Source organism: Methanogenium sp. MK-MG (genome assembly GCF_009914725.1).
Classification (GTDB): Archaea; Halobacteriota; Methanomicrobia; order Methanomicrobiales; family Methanomicrobiaceae; genus Methanogenium.
On the sequence record NZ_JAAAWJ010000018.1, the window covers coordinates 18594 to 38435 of the forward strand.

21 protein-coding genes are annotated in these 19842 nt (G+C 53.8%); 12 read left to right on the forward strand and 9 right to left on the reverse strand.

Annotation, left to right across the window (positions count from 1 at the left end; all coding sequences use genetic code 11):
* The first annotated feature begins 147 nt into the window (after window positions 1-147).
* From rpl7ae to MKMG_RS04570, 9 genes are all read left to right on the forward strand, one after another.
* Window positions 148-516, forward strand: coding sequence for a 50S ribosomal protein L7Ae (rpl7ae, locus tag MKMG_RS04530; RefSeq protein ID WP_165076145.1), 369 nt, complete (start codon window positions 148-150; stop codon window positions 514-516).
* Window positions 517-524: 8 nt separating this feature from the next.
* Window positions 525-731, forward strand: a complete 207-nt coding sequence (locus tag MKMG_RS04535; RefSeq protein WP_165076147.1) for a 30S ribosomal protein S28e — start codon at window positions 525-527, stop codon at window positions 729-731.
* A gap of 5 nt (window positions 732-736) precedes the next feature.
* On the forward strand, window positions 737-928 hold the full coding sequence (locus tag MKMG_RS04540; RefSeq protein WP_165076150.1) for a 50S ribosomal protein L24e: 192 nt from the start codon (window positions 737-739) through the stop codon (window positions 926-928).
* A gap of 6 nt (window positions 929-934) precedes the next feature.
* Window positions 935-1384 carry a nucleoside-diphosphate kinase gene (ndk, locus tag MKMG_RS04545; RefSeq protein WP_165076152.1) on the forward strand — a complete coding sequence of 150 codons (450 nt, stop codon included), beginning with the start codon at window positions 935-937 and terminating at the stop codon, window positions 1382-1384.
* Window positions 1385-1616: 232 nt separating this feature from the next.
* Window positions 1617-1823: a hypothetical protein gene (locus MKMG_RS04550; RefSeq protein ID WP_165076155.1), complete on the forward strand. Its 207-nt coding sequence runs from the start codon at window positions 1617-1619 to the stop codon at window positions 1821-1823.
* A complete protein-coding gene (locus MKMG_RS04555; protein WP_165076157.1) occupies window positions 1816-2613 on the forward strand; it encodes a nitrilase-related carbon-nitrogen hydrolase in 798 nt (265 codons plus the stop codon). Before MKMG_RS04550 ends, MKMG_RS04555 begins: the two co-directional genes overlap by 8 nt.
* A 52-nt stretch (window positions 2614-2665) precedes the next feature.
* Window positions 2666-3868: a threonine synthase gene (thrC, locus tag MKMG_RS04560; RefSeq protein WP_165076159.1), complete on the forward strand. Its 1203-nt coding sequence runs from the start codon at window positions 2666-2668 to the stop codon at window positions 3866-3868.
* Window positions 3869-3876: 8 nt separating this feature from the next.
* Window positions 3877-4419 carry a DUF5803 family protein gene (locus MKMG_RS04565; RefSeq protein WP_165076161.1) on the forward strand — a complete coding sequence of 181 codons (543 nt, stop codon included), beginning with the start codon at window positions 3877-3879 and terminating at the stop codon, window positions 4417-4419.
* 72 nt (window positions 4420-4491) lie between these two features.
* Window positions 4492-5904, forward strand: a complete 1413-nt coding sequence (locus tag MKMG_RS04570; RefSeq protein ID WP_165076163.1) for a DUF3821 domain-containing protein — start codon at window positions 4492-4494, stop codon at window positions 5902-5904.
* Window positions 5905-5970: 66 nt separating this feature from the next.
* On the opposite strand, the gene MKMG_RS04575 is transcribed toward MKMG_RS04570, so the two are convergent.
* From MKMG_RS04575 to MKMG_RS04595, 5 genes are all read right to left on the reverse strand, one after another.
* Window positions 5971-6864, reverse strand: a complete 894-nt coding sequence (locus MKMG_RS04575) for a thiamine pyrophosphate-dependent enzyme (protein WP_165076165.1) — start codon at window positions 6862-6864, stop codon at window positions 5971-5973.
* A gap of 1 nt (window position 6865) precedes the next feature.
* Window positions 6866-8026 (reverse strand): transketolase C-terminal domain-containing protein, encoded by a 1161-nt coding sequence (locus MKMG_RS04580; RefSeq protein WP_165076167.1) that lies wholly within the window; start codon window positions 8024-8026, stop codon window positions 6866-6868.
* 1 nt (window position 8027) lies between these two features.
* Complete coding sequence (locus tag MKMG_RS04585; protein WP_165076169.1) at window positions 8028-8285, reverse strand: 4Fe-4S binding protein; 258 nt, start codon at window positions 8283-8285, stop codon at window positions 8028-8030.
* A 1-nt stretch (window position 8286) separates the two neighbouring features.
* Complete coding sequence (locus MKMG_RS04590) at window positions 8287-8829, reverse strand: pyruvate ferredoxin oxidoreductase subunit gamma (protein ID WP_165076171.1); 543 nt, start codon at window positions 8827-8829, stop codon at window positions 8287-8289.
* A gap of 354 nt (window positions 8830-9183) precedes the next feature.
* A complete protein-coding gene (locus MKMG_RS04595) occupies window positions 9184-13329 on the reverse strand; it encodes an MEMAR_RS02690 family S-layer glycoprotein (RefSeq protein ID WP_165076173.1) in 4146 nt (1381 codons plus the stop codon).
* Between the two features lie 222 nt (window positions 13330-13551).
* On the opposite strand from MKMG_RS04595, the gene MKMG_RS04600 reads away from it, so the two are divergent.
* On the forward strand, window positions 13552-13698 hold the full coding sequence (locus MKMG_RS04600) for a hypothetical protein (protein ID WP_165076176.1): 147 nt from the start codon (window positions 13552-13554) through the stop codon (window positions 13696-13698).
* Between the two features lie 140 nt (window positions 13699-13838).
* Here the strand turns inward: MKMG_RS04600 and MKMG_RS04605 are convergent, their stop codons facing one another.
* The 4 genes from MKMG_RS04605 to MKMG_RS04620 all read right to left on the reverse strand — a co-directional run bounded on the left by MKMG_RS04605 (window position 13839) and on the right by MKMG_RS04620 (window position 17742).
* The gene (locus MKMG_RS04605; RefSeq protein ID WP_165076178.1) at window positions 13839-14714 is read right to left on the reverse strand and encodes a methanogenesis marker 12 protein; all 876 of its coding nucleotides are present in this window, start codon (window positions 14712-14714) and stop codon (window positions 13839-13841) included.
* A 147-nt stretch (window positions 14715-14861) separates the two neighbouring features.
* Window positions 14862-15410 (reverse strand): hypothetical protein, encoded by a 549-nt coding sequence (locus MKMG_RS04610; protein ID WP_165076180.1) that lies wholly within the window; start codon window positions 15408-15410, stop codon window positions 14862-14864.
* Window positions 15411-15418: 8 nt separating this feature from the next.
* Entirely contained in the window at window positions 15419-16534 is a 1116-nt protein-coding gene (locus tag MKMG_RS04615; RefSeq protein ID WP_165076182.1) for a PAS domain-containing protein, read from the reverse strand.
* 392 nt (window positions 16535-16926) lie between these two features.
* Window positions 16927-17742, reverse strand: coding sequence for a DUF368 domain-containing protein (locus MKMG_RS04620; protein WP_254059085.1), 816 nt, complete (start codon window positions 17740-17742; stop codon window positions 16927-16929).
* Window positions 17743-17857: 115 nt separating this feature from the next.
* Here MKMG_RS04620 and MKMG_RS04625 point away from each other — a divergent pair, with 115 nt between their 5' ends.
* Both MKMG_RS04625 and MKMG_RS04630 read left to right on the forward strand, forming a co-directional pair.
* The gene (locus tag MKMG_RS04625; RefSeq protein WP_165076184.1) at window positions 17858-18796 is read left to right on the forward strand and encodes an NAD-dependent epimerase/dehydratase family protein; all 939 of its coding nucleotides are present in this window, start codon (window positions 17858-17860) and stop codon (window positions 18794-18796) included.
* Between the two features lie 62 nt (window positions 18797-18858).
* Window positions 18859-19842, forward strand: a 984-nt coding sequence (locus MKMG_RS04630; RefSeq protein ID WP_165076186.1) for a cofactor-independent phosphoglycerate mutase, incomplete at its 3' end; no start/stop codon positions are given.

Consider the following 19842-nt stretch of genomic DNA (forward strand, 5'->3'; position numbering starts at 1 on the left):
CCCGTTTCAATAACCTTTATCCCTCACACTGTCGATATGATATGGCTGCATCAATCACGAACTGATGAGTGATGAGGGAGCAATACGCTACCCGATATGCCCTGGTAAGAGACCAGGGGTATTTTGTGCTCCTGAATGAGGTGAGTTATGTCAAAAGTATACGCAACATTTGAAGTTCCTGACGAGATCCAGAACAAAGCTCTTGAAGTGCTTGAGGTCTCCCGGGACACTGGTAAAATTAAGAAAGGATCAAACGAAGCAACAAAGGCTGTCGAGCGCGGAAACGCTGAACTCGTGCTTATTGGCGGCGACGTTGAGCCGGAAGAGATTGTAATGCACCTTCCTGCACTCTGCGACGAAAAGCAGATTCCATATATTATCATCAATAAGCAGAATGATGTTGGCGCAGCAAGCGGACTCGATGTCGGCTCCGCAGCAGCAGCAATTGTCAAAGCAGGAAAGGCAAAAGATCTTCTTGTTGAGGTCGTAGGACAGATCTCAGAACTGAGAGGGTGAGCTGACCTATGGCAGACGCAACGCCGGCAGAAGTCCTTGAGGTCATCGGCAGTACCGGTATGCATGGAGAAGCCATGCAGGTAAAGTGCCGTATCCTCGAAGGAAACAATAAAGGCCGTATCGTCACCCGCAACACGGTTGGACCTATCCGTGACGGTGATGTAATCATGCTCCTTGAAACAGAGCGTGAGGCAAAGAAACTCTCAAGAAGGTGAAGTGAATGGTTGAGCATCATATCTGTACGTTCTGCGGTGAACCGCTGGAACCCGGTACCGGAAAGATGTATGTCCGCAAGGACGGATCCATCTCCTACTACTGCAGCCAGAAATGCCAGAACAACCATCGCCTCGGGCGTGTCCCCCGGCGTGTTGTCTGGACCAAAGCAGGCCGCAAAGCACTCGGCAAGGAGTAATCCCTTATGGATCGCACCTTTTTAATGATCAAGCCCGATGGTGTCCAGCGTGGCCTTGTCGGTGAGATCATTGCCCGGTTTGAGAAGAAAGGCCTGAAGATGGTCGCCGGAAAGTTTGAGACTCTTCCGGAAGACCGTGTGATGGAGCACTACGCCGAACACACCGAAAAACCGTTCTTCGCAGGTCTGAAGACCTATATCACGAGCGGACCCTGTCTCCTCATGGTATGGGAAGGCAAAGATATCGTTGGCATCACCCGGCAGATGATCGGGGCAACGAATCCTGCAGAGGCAGCACCCGGTACCATCCGTGGTGACCGTGCAATGGAAATAGGAATGAATGTCATCCACGGCTCTGACTCCGATGAGACAGCAGCACGCGAGATTGCGATTCATTTTGCGCCGGAAGAACTTAACTCATACAAACGAATTGACGAAGCATTCCTGTACGAGTGAACGTGCAGGCAATCAATTATTCTTTTTTGGGTATCGTGTGGACAGAAAACACGATGCTTTGACAGTGTGTGCCGCTGGTCATACACACAGACAGTGAAATACGGCATACGAATATCGTTATACCTCGCTGACAGCCACCGGCCCTCCTCAGTTCCCGGAAGGCACGAAACAAAAAGCTAAATGGAGGCATGAATGAAATTTACTGTTAATAACCGGAGGGTGTTGTAATATCATGTCTGAATTATTACTACGGGGGGGAATGATTCTTGTCGGGGGATCCATCGTTCTTGCAGGTACGCTGATAGCAGCAGAGATTTTAGGGTATTCCATATCGTTTGGAGGGCCGCTCCTTCTCGTCTGTGGTGCACTCATCATTACCGGAGTGTATATTGTGAACAGGGGTGCTGTCAGTGCGGTATCCGGGGAGTCTGATGAGTGAGGCCGCAGTCCGTACCTGCTGTGTGCAGGCAGAAAGTGTCCCTGACGCTCCTGAAATAAACCTCGCACGGGCAAGAGAATTTGCTTTGGAGGCCCGAAAGCAGGGTGCCTCCCTCATCGCATTTCCCGAACAGTATCCGACCGGCTGGGATCCGCAGGGAACGGCATTCACCGATGACGGGTCGGGTGCCATCTGCAGGTGCTGGTCTGCGGTTGCAGAGGAGGCTGGTATTCATGTGCTGGGTTCATACCGCAAAGAGACGGATACCCTGCCGCAGAATGTCGCTGCGGTCTTCACACCGGACGGCAGATGCATTGCAGAGTATGCCAAGATGCATCTCTTCTCACCGGGGGGAGAGGATGCAGCTTTCCTGCCGGGAGCAAAGCTCAGCATATTCACACTTGGCGGAGTCCGGTTTGGCATTGCCATCTGCTATGACCTGCGGTTTGCCGACCTCTTTGGTGCCTATGCACGGGCGGGCTGTGCAGCGGTGATCGTACCTGCCGCCTGGCCATGCACCCGGCTGAAACACTGGAGCCTCTTTCTGCATGCCCGTGCCCTTGAAAACCAGATGTATGTGCTGGGTATTAATCCTGCAAAAGGTGCTGCAGGAGGAGCATACTGCGGTGGCACCACCATTGCTAACCCGCAGGGAGAGACTGTCGTCCGGGCAGAGGGTACCGGCAGCTGTCTTGTCTGTGCGGATATCGACCCTGCCGCCGTCCGGGCAGCGCGTGCTGCATTCCCGGTAGGTGCAGACCGGCGGGATGAGCTGTATTCCTCTCTCTGAACAGTATGGGAGGGAAGTATCTATACCTACCACGGACACTAATCTGTACACCATGTATCGTCTTGTCTGCATAGGCTGTGGTACTGAATATTCACCAGATGAAATCATCTACCGCTGCCGCGAATGCGGCCACCTGCTTGCGGTAAAATACGACCTCGATGGTTTGAATATCTCCCGTGCCGAGTGGAACCGCCGCCCCCTGAACCTCTGGCGCTATCGTGAACTGCTTCCCGTAACAGGTGTTCCGGTCTCCCTGCAGGAAGGAGGCACCCCGCTCTATCACATGAAGAGACTCGGTGAGGAACTCGGCCTGAAACACCTGTATGCAAAGCATGAGGGAATGAACCCCTCGGGATCGTTCAAGGACCGTGGGATGACCGTCGGTGTCTCCATGGCGATGCAGCTCGGGATGAAGACTGTTGCCTGTGCGTCGACCGGCAATACCTCGGCCTCACTCGCCGCCTATGCGGCAAAGGCCGGAATTCCTGCCGTTGTGCTCCTCCCTGCGGGGAATGTGGCACTCGGCAAGGTGGCACAGGCACTGATGCACGGTGCGAAGGTCATTGCCATTCGTGACAACTTTGACCGTGCCCTTGAGATGGTGCACGATCTCTGCCTCTCCGAAGGCCTCTATCTCTTAAACTCGGTCAACCCCTACCGGCTGGAAGGGCAGAAGACCATCGGGTTTGAGATAGTAGACCAGCTTGGTGACGTGCCGGACCGGATTGTCCTCCCGGTCGGGAATGCAGGCAATATATCTGCTGTGCACAAGGGTCTGGGCGAGTTCATCGAACTTGGCTTCATTGACCGGATGCCGATGATGACCGGCATCCAGGCGGCAGGGTCACAGCCGGTTGTAGAGGCAATCGCAGGCAACCTGCCGGAAGTGATCCCGTTCAAATCGCCGGAGACGGTGGCGACCGCCATCCGTATCGGTGCACCGGTCAATGCGGAGAAGGCACTGCGTGCCATCCGCGAAACGGGCGGTACAGCAGAGTCTGTCACCGATGAGGAGATACTCGCGATGCAGCGCGACCTGGCCCGCAAGGAGGGTATCGGTGTTGAACCTGCTTCGGCAGCGTCGGTTGCGGGCATCAAAAAACTGCTGGAAGAAGGGCGTATCGACCCTGACGAACGGATTGTGTGTGTGGTGACCGGGCACCTCCTGAAAGACCCGGAGACGGTGATCCGCCAATGCAACCCCCCAATAGAGATAGACGCAGATATTCAGTCGCTCTTATCTGTCTTGCGCTGATCCTCTGTGTGGGCAGTGCGTCCGCTCTCTCGGCCAATTATACGGTCAGAGAGAACGGCACTGCATATACCGCAGAGATTGAGGTGCTGCAGGCAGAGAAGTATGCCTTCACCGAGCCCGGGCTGATGGGTGAACCGGTGCGGATTACGGTATCGAATATATCCGTCTTCAATGAGACCGGCCCGGTGAATTTCACCGGCGAGGACTCCGGCACCATAGAATTTCCTGAAGGCAATTACACGATTCGCTATACCGCACCCCTGAAGACGAATGAACTCACGGTGATGCTCTCCGATAAATCAAATATTACCATCTCGCTGCCGGAACACTACCGGGTAGCAAATCCGTTCCTGGGATCTGTGAGCACAGGCGGCACGGTTAATGCGACCGGAAACGGCACGACGATTCTCTGGGAGGATGCACGGAGTGCGCAGGTCCGCTATTATGACGCCTTCCAGGAGCAGGCGCTCATCATCTTCGGGGCATTCTGGATCGGTCTCGTGGTGATCTTTCTGGTCCCGTACCTGATCGCCCGCCGGAAAAAAGAGTAACCCGCCGGACGCATGACGGCACCCTCTTATATCTGGCAGATAATATCTGCCAGATATAAGAGGTGAACAATAATGCGAATACAACTGATTATTTTTGCGTGTCTTATCGGCCTTGTCGGCATCTGTGCGATGCCGGTCGGTGCATCTGTTGCTGATGTCACACAGGGGTCGACCGTTTTTGTCGGTGAAGAGGGGCTGGTTTTGCAGCCGGGTGTTTTGGCGGCCAATGATACCCAGGTGGCATGGTATCCTCCGGGGACCACCGTTACCGCTGCGAGTGTGCCGGAGATCGCCATTACGGTGATCCCATCAGCGTTTGATGCGACACCTGTGCAGTTTAACGGGCGTAGCGGTGCCTGGTATTCCTATCCGAACGGTGTGGCACAAGCAACGCCTCATCTGGCGTTCCTGGTGAATCAGCCGGAAGCAAGTGTAAAACTCTGGGTATATACCCCGGAGGGGGGCAAGGACGGCACCAATTATAAGACCATCCGGGGCGTGAAACTCGGCTTCCGTATGGAGACAAACCTGTATCCGATCTTTAACCGGCCGGGTGTCAGCGCCGGTGAGCCGGGTATTGATCTCTATGTGGTGGCTCCCGGAGGGTTCACCTATTCAGCACTCTATGATGACGCACCCGTGCCGCATTCTGTTTCAATCACCGATCAGCACCCGCAGACTTCCATTGCCTATGTGCCGGTTGAATCCGGTGCCACCTGTGTCTGGGACACCGGCAATGCAGAGTATAATGCCGGCGAGTATACCTACTACGCCTATGCCGATGTGAACGGGCTGAAAAATGTGATGGGAAAGATTCAGGACGACACCTTCACCCTGCTTGCAACAGCAACGGAATCTCCCGGGACAACGCCCACGCCGGAAGCTCCCACCCTGGTGACCGGCACCGGGACGGTCGCCCTTGACACCACCAGCGGCGGCATTGTAGAGACGGACACCCTGCTGCATGACCAGGTAGGTCTGGCATATGTCTCGGTGGAGAAAGGGACACGGGCCTTAAACGAGAAGGCACAGGCACTCACGTCCCTCTCCCTCATCGGGGCGGGCGACTCACAGAATATCGGCCCGTCTCCGGAAGGACAGAATCAACTTTCCGTCTACCGTATCAGCCCGGAGGATTCATTGTTCTTCCCGTCTGCCGAACTGGGTATTCGCATCAGTGATGACTCCCTTTTCCACAACCTCTACTGGTGGAATGAGCAGACCGGCAAATGGTATACGGTTGATGCAGAGACAGACGATAACGACGGGTTCCTGAAGGCAGCGATTACCAAGGGTGGGTTCTATATGATGACATATCCTGCGGGGCCTGTCACAGAACCGACTGCAGAGCCGACCGTCCTGCCAACGGCTCCGGCAACAACGGTGCCAACATCATCTCCCACCCCCACCTCCACCCAGACCCCTCTCGGGTTTATGGGAATTCTGGCCGGGTGCGGGGCATGCGCTCTTCTGAGGAAGATATAACACAATTCAAATATTCCTTTTTTGCAGGATTTTTAAAAAAAGTGGTGAATGTCCACCGGTGGTGGATTATTTGTTCAGATTTATATCGATGCCGTATTTTGCGGCGTTTGCATCGGCGATTGCCTGAATCTTTGCAATCTCTTCTGTGACCGGCTGTGGCTTAAAGAGGTGGCGGAACCGCTTCTGTGCCTTCAGGTAACCGTCAACCGGGACACGGCGCACTTTCTTTGCCTTTGTCAGTTCGCCGTTCTCCATCTCGTAGTTGACCCAGAGACCGCACTCAATTGCCTGTTTGCCGATCTCAATCGTCTTTGAACCGTCAAATCCCCAGCCTGTGCTGCACGGGGCGTGGACCTGCAGATAGGTTGCACCCGGGGTGTTGACGGCTTTTTCGACCTTCTTCATGACGTCCATCGGGTATGCAACCGATGCCGTTGCGACATAGGTTGCCCCGTGGGCGTTGAGGATCTGGGGGAGATCTTTTTTAGGGCGCGAGTTGCCCATTGACATCCTGCCTGCAGGCGATGTCGTGGTGCTCGCGTCATACGGTGTGGCACCGGACCGCTGTATGCCGGTGTTCATGTATGCCTCGTTATCGTAGCAGATGTAGGTGATGTCGTGCCCGCGCTCAAAGGCACCGGAGATGCAGAGCATACCGATGTCAAAGGTGGCGCCGTCACCACAGATGCAGACAACCTTCTCTGTCCGGTTGTTGTGCTTTAAGGAAGCCTCGATACCGGATGCGACTGCTGCTGCGTTCTCGAAGAGCGAGTGAATCCAGGGAACCTTCCATGCGGTCTCGGGGTACGGGGTGGAGAATACCTCCATGCACCCGGTTGACGCGACCACAATGACGTCCTCGCCTGTCCCTTTCAGGATGAAGCGTGCAAGCATTGCAGGGCCGCATCCACCGCAGGCACGGTGGCCGCAGTCAAAGAGTTCCAGTGATTTGTCGACCATTTTAGAGCACCTCCGTTCTGAGGCCATAGAACATATTTCCAACGCCCTTCTCTGCAAGTGCTGCAACGGCACGGATGTCTTTTTTACGGATATCCCTGCCGCCGAGGCCGATGACATAGCTGTATACGTCAATGCCGGTGCCGGTGACTGCATCCTTAACTTCAGGACCGACGGCGCCTTTCATGGCGGAGCCGACGGAGATGTTCTTCTCAAGGACTGCGACTTTGGGGACACCGGCGAGTGCCTGTGCAATCTCTTCTGCCGGGAACGGCCGGAAGGTCCGTATTTTGACGAGGCCTGCCTTGATGCCGTCTGCACGCATCTCGTCGATGGCGTCTTTTACCGTGCCGCATATTGAGCCGAGGGCAACGAATGCAACATCAGCGTCGTCCATGCGGTAGCTCTCGGTGTGGGCGGAGTAGTCGCGGCCGAACATCTCGCCAAACTCCCTGCCTGCTGCGCTGATGGCGTCACCGGCACGCTTCATGGCCTGATCCGTCTCGTACCTGAACTCCATGTAGTAGTCGGGTGTGGCATACATGCCCATGGAGAGCGGTGCTTTTGCATCGAGTTTGTTATAGGGGACATAGGGCGGGAGGAATGCGTCGATCTCTTCCTGTGTCGGGATGTCCACCGGTTCATAGGTGTGCGAGAGGATGAATCCGTCAAAGCAGACGAATCCCGGAAGCAGGACGTCGTGCTGTTCTGCTGCCTTGTATGCGATGAAGTGCTGATCCGTCATCTCCTGGACATCCTCGCCGTAGAGCTGGAACCATCCTGAGTCCCTGAGGGAGATGGAGTCCTGCTGGTCGTTCCATATGGAGAGCGGTGCACCGAGTGCACGGTTGACAATCGACATCACAATCGGCTGGCGCATGCCTGCCACATTGAAGACCACTTCTGCCATGAGCATAAGACCCTGGGATGAGGTGGCCGAGTAGACACGTGAACCTGTGGCGGATGCTCCGAGGCAGACGGAGAGTGCGGAGAGCTCTGACTCCACACACATATATTCTGCGTCCAGTTCGCCGTCGGCGACCATCTCTGCCAGGCGTTCAACGATATGGGTCTGGGGGGTGATTGGGTATGCGGAGACGACCTCGGGCCGGCAGAGTTTTGCTGCTTCTGCAACGGCGTGAGATCCCTCCATTATCTGCAACATCTTATTTTTCCTCCTGAATCATGGTAATAGCATCTCCGGGGCACTCTCTGGCGCAGACGCCGCAGCCCTTGCAGAAGTCAAGATCAAAGAGAATATTTCCGTCCTTTTCACTGACTGATGTCTCCGGGCAGATGAGTATGCATGTGCCGCATAGGGTGCATTTCTCCATGTCTACGACTGGCATGAAGACGCGCCAGGATCCGGTTTTATTGTTCTGTGCTCTGCCGGGTTCAGCAGCGCATCCGATACGGAGTGCCATATTACTGCTCCTCCCTGACAAGTTCGTAGGCGCAGCGTGCGGCTGCGACATTCTTCTCAGCAAGGGAGCCGGAGAAGCGTTCTCTGAGTGCCTCTTCCAGTGCCTCCAGTTCGATTTCACCGGTGGCAGCGGCAAATGCACCCATGAGGGTGGTGTTTGTGATGGGCAGTCCGAGGATCTCAAGTGCGAGGGATGTGGCGTCGATGGTGATGAGTCTCACACCATCAGGCACACCCTCGACACTATCGTTCTCGGTGTTGACGAGCGCAATACCGCCCTCTTTCAGTCCGCTGAAGACGTCGACGTCGGCGATGAGCGAACTGTCCTGCACGACAATATAGTCTGGTTCATATATCTGGCTGCGAAGGCGGACTTTCTCGTCACTGAAGCGGACGAATGCCTGCACCGGTGCTCCACGCCGTTCGACACCAAATGCGGGAAACGCCTGTGAGTAGACGCCGCTTTTGAAGGCAGCGGTTGCAATGAGTTCTGCTGCGGTCACAGACCCCTGCCCTCCTCTTCCATGGATTCGTAGTTCTCTCAAAAAAATCCCCATATAATCTTACATGATTAATAGATAAGAATTTTTGGACGAGGCATACCGGGTATCCCCCACGGGTGGTAATTGCCCGCCTGTTCTTCTTTATTTGTCGAAATCTGAGGAATGGCGCAGGGAGACACGCGGAATTGTTCTGCCGGAGGGACCGTCTGTTTCTGTTGGGTTTCTGCGGTAATGTGATCCGATTCCGGCCGGGTTGTTGGGAGAATCGGGCTGGGATGGGCTGAAATTCCGGAGAACAGTGCCTATATTTCTGGTTCGGCAAAAGGGAACGGGATTGTGTTTCGGATACTCCGGCTGAGTCTGTGAACAAAAAAGGTGATGAGGGGATGCCGGTGGTTATGCCGGTGTTACCGGCGGGGTGATATTGACACAGATGTTGCAGGGTGCTGCCGATGATATCCAGTAGCCTACCCCCGGTTCAAGTAAGGATGCCTGACTGTATACATGCCCCTCGGTGCTGTAGCGGTATGTCTGACCTGAGTGGGCCGCTCCGTGATTGGCACGGATGTTTCCGGTCTGGGTTGCGATGCCGACGCCTCCGATCAGGTTCCATCCTGTGGAGAGATTCTTTTGATACTCGGTCAGGGGAACGCCGGTGAAGGTAATCTCTCCACCTGTGAATGCACCCACCCAGTATCCTTCTCCCGGCACAATATCCGCGAGCGGGACTGTTTCGTACGTACCGGTTGTGGTGTTGTATGCATAGGCGGTTTCATAGAGGAATCCGGAGGTAGTGATGGCGGGGGTGTCTACCGGTGTTGATATGAGGTTCCAGCCGGGGGAAAAGGAGCAGGTGACATCATAGGTCGGCTGCGGGGTGGGATCCGGATTGGGTGCTGCAGGCAGGACGTTGAATATCCGGGTTGCAGTCTGATCTGGCACAATACCTTCTACCCTGACGATGTACTCGTCTGGGATGAATGAAGATGTGTTAACCGTGAAATCCCAGACGTTCACGCCTTCGTTCTCACCTGCGGTAACAAAAACCGTCCCGGATGAACCTATAAATTCACTCGCTGGTGTCGTCTCGGTCGGCCTGAATGAGGATGAGGTAACATCCACAATCAGTCTGTCACCAACGGCGAGATTGGTGGTGCCGGTGAGGTGAAAGATATCTCCGGCATACCGGTCGCCGATTGCATCGATCATGATCCATGGTTCCTCAACCATGAAAGTAAGCCTGAAACAGGTGTCGTCAATCTCCGGGTTGTTCATTGCGTTGACGAGTGCTGTGTATGCGTCAGATCCCTGGAGACTGCCCGGGCCTTCAATGAGGAAGACAGGCGGTAAGAGTCCTGTGTTCGGATTAGCATATTCTGCATCGAGAACCGGGCGGACAACAGCGGTCTGGCCTGCTGCGGGGTTGTCTGCCTGAGGAGTGAGGTCAAACTGGTCGTTGTCCATCGGGTGCTGAACGAGGACGAAATACTGGCCTGCTGCAAGGTTTGTGGTGTTTGCGAGGGTGTACGTGAAGACACCGTTCTCCCCAACTGTCTGAGTTGTCTGGAAAACATAGTTCTTACTGAATATCCAAAGTGCAATGTCTTGGGTAAGATAATTGGATGTGTTACCGGTGATTGACAGATCATCACCCTTTGCAACGACTGAAGAGGATATCATTGCAGTCAGATATGGTTTTTTGAGGGTGACGGACGCAATCGCATAGCTTGCGGAGTGACTGCCAAGGTCATCCCTGTCTGTCGCAGTGGTGACTGCATAAATGGTATATATGCCTGCATCAAGATCCGCTCCCGTGGTGTCCCACCTGCATTCCCAGGTGTTGTCTGCTGCTACGTTCACGCCTTCCCACACCTCATCCGAGTCAAGGTAGCCGTCGGGGTAGAACGAGCTGACAGGAAGACCGTTTGCATTTGTTGCAGAATTCACTCCGTCATTTGGGTTCTCTATTGAGCCACCTTTTGAGGGGAGACTCGAACCGCTCACAAAGAGCCAGGTGGTGTCACTGTCGGTGTTTGTGCCGGAGATGAAAATTTCTTCACCGATGGAGTATGGGCAGTTTCCGGTTGCAGTGATAGTGATGCCATGGTTCTGATCTGCCTGCAGAACGGTGAAGGTCCGGGTTGCCGTCTGTGCTGCTTCAAAACTCTCTACGGTGACGATGTAGTCGTCGGGAGTGAAGGCGGATGTGTCAACCGCAAACTCCCAGACGTTCGCACCCTCTATCTCCCCTGCAATAACCGGGACAGTGCCGGATGCACCGGGGCATGTAGCGTTCAGGGCCGGGGCAACATTCACCATCAGATTGTTTCCGACGGCGAGGTTGGTGGTGCCGCTGATGGTGAAGGTCTCGCCCACATACTTGTCACTGATCGCATTGATCAGAATCAACGGTTCCTGAACCATGAAGGTGAGTTTGTAGTAGGTGTCGTCAATGTCTGCACTGTTCATTGCGTCGACAAGTGCTGTTGCTGCGTTGGCTCCCTGGAGACTCCCGGCGCCTTCAAGGATGAATACCGGGGGTAAGAGCTCACCAGTTGCGAGTTCTGCATCGAGAACCGGACGGACAACAGCGATCTGTCCCATTGCGGGGTTGTTTATCTGGGGCGCAATGTCGAACTGATCATTGGTCATGGGGTGCTGGACGATTGCGAAGTACTGACCGGGTGCAAGGTCTGTCGTGTTTGTGAACGTGTAGCCGAATGTGCTGTTCTCCCCAACACTCTCGGTGACATAAGAGACATAGTTCTTACCGAGGATCCAGACTGCCACACCGGGTGCGGGTTCGCCGGTCGCGCTGCCGGTGATCTGCAGGTCATCCCCCTTTGTAACAGTTGCCGAGGATATGCCTGCCGTAATAAACGGTTGCTTGACGGTGATAGATGCTGTAGCATAGATTGCATCCTGTGTCTCAAGGTCATCCTGATCGGTTGCGGTGCTGACTGCAGAGATAGTATAGCTACCTGCATCGAGGTTCACACCGCTAGTATCCCACCTATACTCCCAGGTATTGTCTGCCGTAACATTCTCGCCCGTCCATACTTCACCGGAGTCAAGGCTGCCGTCAGGGAAGGCAAAATTTCCGACTGCTGCGGTGTTTACTCCATTGCGTGGATCCTCGAGTAAACCACCTTTTCCTGGCAGATTGGGACCGGAGATAAAGAGCCAAGTGGTGTTACTGTCAGTATTCGTTCCGGAAAAAACAATCTCCTCGCCAATGTAGTATGGACTGTTACCGGACGTGGTGATGGAAACATAACTGGTTTGTTCTTCCAGGATGCTGAAGGTCTGGGTTGCCATCGGTGCCGTCCCCATTCCTGTTACCGTGACAGTGTAGTAGTCGGGAGGGTATGCGGATGTGTCAACGGTAAATTCCCAGGTGTTCGCGCCATCAGTGTCACCAGCGACTATAAAAACGGTGCCGGATGAGCCGGACAATGCACCACTCAATGAAGTGACGTCAACACACAGACTGTCACCAACGGCAAGGTTGGTGCTGCCGCTGATAATGAAGGTCTCATTCACATATCTGTCACCGACTGGATTGATCATTATCCAGGGTTCCTGGATCATGAAGGAGAGTTCGTAGAAGGTATCATCGACCTCAGGATCGTTCATTGCGTTGATAAGTGCGGTTGCTGCATTAGATCCCTGGAGACTACCCTGGCCTTCAAGGATGAATATCGGGGGTAAGAGTCCACCCGTTGTGAGTTCTGCATCGAGAACCGGACGGACAACGGCGGCCTGGCCTGGTGCAGGGTTGCCTGCCTGGGGGACAAGATCAAACCGGCCGTCCTGCATCGGGTGCTGCACCACGACGAAGTACTGCCCGGGTGCAAGGTTTGCCGTGTCCCCGAACCGGTACTCAAATGCACCGCTCCCATCAACGGTTTCGGTGGCATAGGATGCACAGTTCCTGCCGAGGATCCAAAGTGCCACGCCTGCAACGGGATTCTCCTCTGCGGTACCGGTGATGGAGAGGTCATCGCCCCTTGCAATGGTTGCAGAGGATGTGGCTGCGGTGATATATTGCTCCCCCGGATTGATCACCGTAGGTTTAATGAGGAACTCATTGCCGGGCCAGACTCTGCCATCTTTATCCAGCTGGCGCAGGCGGAAGAGGGCGGTTTCAGAGGTCTGTGCGACAGTAGGCACCCTTCCGGAAAGGGCATAGTCAACAAGCACCTCATTTTCTTCCGGATATGAGAGATCCCATCCGAGGAGGCGCAGATACCGGCTGCTGGTCTGTTTCGGTATGCCCTGTTTATTCACCAGAATGGTATAATCCCATTCCGGGTCATCAAGCTCGGTGTATGCCTCAAGCTCTTCGGCTGGATTAAAAGTACCTATATCACCGCTGCCGGTCAGTCTGACGATGACGTGCACGGTGACCGGATCACCGGGTGCGAAATCACCCGATGGGTCAACGTCTGCAACGGTCTCAATAAAATCTGCTGCCGCAGCACCCTGCACAAGGCAGAGTGCGAGCATTATGGAAAGTAGTAATATTATTCCCTGTTTCATGGTATATTTCACCTGATTATCTGATTCTCATTCAGAGAGCGACACAATCCCGTCCCCGTCGAACATGGATGAACGACTTTGGACTTGACGACGTCCTCCTTTGTTCCTTTTGCAATTTTTCCATTTGTTCATGGATACGCGGTGCGTCACGAGCGGTTGCCGGAATGAGCAATAGCTACCGCCTTTGCGTATTTGGTCATATCATCACGGGGGACAAGACCCATGATTGATGCAGATGGTCTTCTCCCTCACCAGCACATACAAATCCCGGTAACGGCGATGACTCTCGCTGTTATGGCTGCCACCCCGATGAAAAGAACGGCCATTACCCGCGTGCGGCAGACATTCGTAGTGACGCACGACTGTTGAGACGTACGTGGGAAAAAACAATAAGGTTTACTACCTGAATGTTCCATTTGATGCAAATTTAGCGACCATATCCAAATCTCTGCAAATCTTTATTAGTAAAAAGGAATTCAGGTATTTTTCAAAAACGATTCCGGAATCCCTCACCTGTCAACCCTTAACCCCAGCACCGACGTCACCCCGCCTTCAAACACATCCCGTGCAATCCGTGCACAGCCGCGGGCCGCGACCCAGTCGTCAAAGACCGTGACCGGCGTTGACATGAGACGGGATACTTCCGCAGCGATGGCGGGTGCCTGTGACCCGGCGAGTGCGACCGGTGCGTCGGGGGCAAGCAGGCGCAGGGATGCAATTTCCATTGCCGTCCAGAGAGCGAGGGTTGCCTCCTGCAGGTCTTCAGGGATGGTGTGCCGGACGCCTGCGTGGAGGAATGCCTCGTTTGCTGTCTCCTCTCCCCGGTCAATCCGGCGTATCGCATCCACATCGAGGGCGCCGTGGGTGGTGCCCGGGGCAAAGACACAGGCATCGAAGGCACCGGTGACGGCCCCGTCGGTGACGAGCAGGCTGACGGTGTTGGAACTCACGTCTGATACAATGAAGGTCTCGCCCAGCGCCTGCTGCACTTCATAGGCGATGCCAAGTTTCTCCGGGCTGGTCTGGTGCGAGTATGCCTTAAACCGGGGGTCGGTGGGTGACCCGCGGTGGATGCCGGGCATGACCACTGCGGGAATGCCGGACGCTGCAATCTCGTCATAGACACGTGTCCCGCCGCCGGTGTGTTTTCCGGCCCCCTCACGGGTGATGATGCCGCGGTTTTTTACCTTCCGGATGTCAGTTATGGCAGTGATGGCATCTCCCATCGAGTAACAGACGGCGATGCCTTCAATCTCTTCTGCCGGGCAGATTCGTTCGAGTGCTGCAGTCGTGAATTCAGTCGCCTTCTCACGGGGTATCCTGAATTCTGCGGTATCCGATGCAAACCGCAGTGCCGTTGTGCCGTGGTCAATGCCAATATACATATCAAATCTGTATTAGTATCGGCATGGGGGTGTTATACGGTTTATCACTTGTCACAGGGACTGTATGCGTGGATGACGGGGATAGCGTCTGTCCCGCATCACCTGTCTGCATGGGAAAAATGGCATGGAACAGACTATCAATTGTCTTCATTCCTCACTTTTAATAATCCCGTCCACAAAGCCCTCAAGCTGTGCCAGAGTGGATGGATCGATTCCATTTTCCACGGCAAGAAGTACTCCCGATATATCGAGTATCTTTAATTTGCTGGTTATAAAATGGATGAATTTTGTCAGATTAACGGATGAAATATATATGAGCATACTGTTAACCGAATCCAGAATCACCCATACGTTATCCCCCTCAATATGTTTCAGCAGCTCTGTGACTGCGATACCCATGTCGGTCAGGTTAGAGGGATTGTTAACAAATGTACAGTTAACAGCGCCTTCCGACTCTTTTCCGATTGCGTACTTCGTTATGGCATCGATGAAATGGACGTTCTCGAGGTTTATGCCACCTTTCAGATAATCTTTTCGAAGCACACTATACGGATCGTTCGTGCTGATGACAATCGCGGTAAACCCCTTATCCGTAATCTCCTTTATTACCTCAATATTTTTTTTCCTGAGATTCCGTGGTTCCGAGAGGACCAGATATATCATCCCCTCATTGTCCTCATTAAATGGCAAATCCATACGATCATCTACTCTGATAAAAATCTCTTTAGTTCTGGAGGCATATCTTCAAAAACCAGACTCACCGCTCTGTTCAGTTCATGAAGGTTCTCCACAATCTGTTCGGCATTCTTCGTCTGGATCTTTATCTGCAGGATCAGATCCTCTGTCGTGCATTCGCCTTTCTCCAGTCGTTTAATCATTTCATCCATATTGTATTTTATCACTTCGACAGGATTTTTCAGCCGCATCGCGGATTCGCCGATGTACTCAATCATCTCGGCATGCAGTTTCTTTTCTGTCGTGATGTCGCGCCCGATCATGATATATCCCAGCGTGTTCCCATCGCCGTTTTTAAGCTCCCGGGTATTCCAGGATATGATCTTTTGTGACCGGTCTTTACTGATTATTTTGCTCTCAAAATTCTCAATATCTTTTTTGTTGGCGATGATGTCGAGTATTTTATCTGTCACGGATTTCCTGTATTCGGGGTCTGGATACAGTTTTTTCCAGACATCGTTACTCCCTGTCACCTCATCTGCCGTGTAGCCGCTGATCTCCTCTGCCGCATTGTTCCAGACCTCAATATGGGTCTGTGAATCAAGAAATGCAACCCATACGTTTGCGTTCATCAGCAGGGTTCTGAATTTAGTACCAAGGGATACTATTTCGGAAATATCCCGTCCCATTGCGATATACCCAAGAGTTTCATTGTTTTGGTCAAGAATTTCTCTGGTATTCCATGAGATCTGTTTTTTGACCCTTTCTTTTGAGAGGATGGTGGTTTCAAAGTGTTCCAGTTTTTGCCTGTTTAGAATGGCGTCATTTATCTTTTCTGTAACCACTTTCCGGTATTCCGGGTCAGGATACAGTTTTTTCCATATATCATTGCTTCCTCTGACTTCACCCGCAGTATACCCGCTGATCTCTTCAGCCGCTGTATTCCAGACAACAATGCTGCCTTTCGGGTCAAGAAATGCAATCCATACATTTGCGTTCATTAGCAGGGTTTCAAAAAATTCTGCAGTTAGTGATGCTTTTTCAATTGAAAATTCTCCCGGATTCTCATTTGAATGCTGGTTTTCTTTTTGCATCAGATTGGCCTCATGGGAAAAATGCAGCACCTGTATATATACCTGACTCACGGTTACTTTGGGCAAAATCCCGGCATCGGGGGCCAAATAACAGTTAAATGACACATCCTGTGGATCTTTGCCCCGGAAAAGCGCACCCACACAGAAGCCCGGAGCGGGCCGTTCTCAACCGGAGACAGCCTATACGTCCTCCCAAAATATCCGTCAATAGCGACCCCTCAGTAGTCCGCAACTAATCGTATTTTTAGCAAATAAAAGGCATTACAGCCGTATTTTTCCACCAGAAAAAAAGAGCAAAAAATACGTCCGTTTTGCCCCCCGATTCCCCAGCACAGGGGGTCACAGAGGCTGGAAAAAGAGTTACAAAAAACAGGGGGAGGGATTAACCCCGTCTCCGACATTCATCCGGCCGGATGCATGGGTAGTTCAGCTGATATCCATACCTATGGATTGACAGGAGCCATCCGGCGTTTTGCATACTCCATGAGTACAATAAGGGTGATACCTGCGATGGTGAAGACGACGGCGGATACTCCGAATCCCTCTTCTTCTGTGATGATGCCCATAAGCATCCGCGTAGACCCGAGCATCAGTCCGGTGAGAAATGCCAGCATCACTGCGTGATGGGTGCGGAGGAGATACTGCAGTGTCCGGGAGAAGACGAGAAGCCCGATGACCCCCCCCGTCATATAGGTGATTATTTCCGGGAGGGCAAGGGTGTGAATGGCATTCAGCAGATATTCATACTGGTTGAAGAGGAGCGTGATGTATGCACCGGATATGCCGGGAAGGATCATGGCGCAGAGGGCGATGGCGCCTGTGAAAAAGAGCACCGGGAGGGAATGACCCATGGATACAGGGTTTAACCCTGCAATGATATATCCGATGACCAGCCCCGCGATGAGAAACGCGATGATGTCGGCTCCCCGGCGGTTGATCTCCTGAAATATGAGCGCCGAGGATGCGAGGATGATGCCGAAGAAGAGCGCATAGGTCTCGACCGCGTATCCGTTCAGAAGAAAGAGGATGATCTGGGACATGATGAGGGCCGCCACACCGATGCCCGCTACAAGTGCACCCATAAAGAGGGGGTCAACCGCAAGCAGATCGTCCCGAAGCGCCTTCTTGTCTCTTTGGACAAGGTGCTGCAGGGTATGCAGATGAATATTGCCGATGGCATTGATGAGCCGTTCGTATATGCCGGTGATGAGTGCCATGGTCCCCCCGGAGACGCCGGGGATGATGTCTGAGGCACCCATAACCATTCCTTTGAGAAAAATAAGGATATATTCACGGCTGATTTGGTCAGGTCTCACACTATTTTATGTGAAAAGAGAGTTTTTAATGGTATAGCAGACGAAACCTACGTCAGCTATGAAATCGATCATCACCGGCGGTGCCGGGTTTATCGGCTCCCACTTGGCAGATGCACTGGTCGCCCGGGGGGACGAAGTCATTGTCATCGACAACCTTGCAACAGGTTCAGCGGCACATCTTGCCGGACACATTGCATCAGATTCTCTGCTGCTTCTGACCGATGACCTGCTGGAGGATGGCTGGCAGGATGCGTTTGCCGGTGCACAGCGTGTGTACCACGCCGCAGCAGACCCTGACGTGCGGGCAAGTGCGGGGGCGGCGTACGAGGTCTACCGGCAGAATACCGAAGCCACCATGCGGGTTCTGGAGGCGATGCGGGTGCATGAGGTGCCGGAACTGGTCTTCACCTCGACTTCGACCGTGTATGGTGAAGCGGCGGTCATCCCGACACCTGAGGAGTATGCGCCGATGATCCCGATCTCCATCTATGCTGCCACCAAACTGGCCGACGAGGCGATGATCTCTGCCTACGCTGCCACATACGGCATGAAGGCATGGGTCCTCCGGTTTGCAAACATCATCGGCGAACGGAGCAATCACGGAGTCATCTGGGACTTCATGCACAAGCTGAAGGATAATCCCCGTGAACTTGAGATCCTCGGAGACGGGAAACAAACCAAGTCATACCTTGAGGTCACTGCCTGTGTTGAGGGCATACTGTATGCCGCGGAGCACTCGGATGACACGTTCAATTTCTTTAATGTCGGGTCAGAGGACTGGATCAGCGTGACCGATATTGCAGACATCATCGCAGAGGAGATGGGCCTTGCCGATGTCACGTACCGGTTCACCGGCGGCGACCGCGGCTGGGTCGGTGATGTCCCGAAGATGCAGCTGGATGTTGCAAAGATGAATGCGCTCGGCTGGGTTCCTCCCGTGACGTCTGCAGAGTCCGTGCGCATTGCGGTGCGTGCCCTCTTACAGGAGATGGCATAGTCCGCCCCTCCTTTTGACTGCGGAGACATAAATTTTTGATAAAAACAGCAAAGGAATACCATATGAAATACCTGATTATTCTTGGCGACGGTATGGCTGACTGGCCCTGTGAGGCACTGGACAGCAAGACGCCGCTCGCATACGCAGATATCCCCAACATGGACCGTATCGCTCGGGAAGGGCGGTCCGGCATGCTGAAGACCGTAAAAGACGGGTTTGAACCGGGCAGTGATATTGCAAATCTCTCTGTCCTTGGGTATGATCCGGCCCTCTACTATACCGGGAGAGGAGCCCTTGAGGCCGTCTCGATGGGCATCGACCTCGCACCGGACGACATCGCCTACCGCTGTAACCTGGTGACGGTGGCAGACGGGGTGATGCGTGACTTCTCAGCGGGACATATTTCATCAGAGGAGGGGGCCGCTCTGCTGGCATCCCTTGATGCCGCACTCCCTGACGTATCGCTCTATCCCGGTGTCTCCTACCGCAACCTGCTGGTGGTGCCCGGCGGGGCGGGTGCACAGACAACACCGCCGCATGATATTGTAGACCGGGAGATTGCCGGATACCTGCCATCCGGTGGAGACGCCACCCTGCTTGAGGAGTGTGTGCGGGTGAGCAGTGAGATCTTTGCAGATCACCCGGTGAACCAAAAGCGCATTGCAGACGGTAAAATGCCTGCGACCCGGATCTGGCCGTGGTCAGGCGGGAAAAAACCACAACTTCCGTCGTTTGAAGAGCACTATGGCGTTCGCGGTGCGATGATATCTGCCGTTGACCTGTTGAACGGCATCGCCCGGTGTGCGGGCATGGCGGTCATCACGGTTCCCGGTGCGACAGGCTACCTGGACACGGATTATATGGCAAAGGCGCGCTATGCGGTTGCGGCCCTTGAGACAGCTGACTTTGTCTATATGCATGTGGAGGCGCCCGATGAGGCGGGCCATCTCGGAAGCGTGGAGGAGAAGGTGCGGGCCATTGAACGGCTGGACGAGGCCGTGGGCTACATTCTTGAGCATATGGACGGGGTCATTGCACTCCTGCCT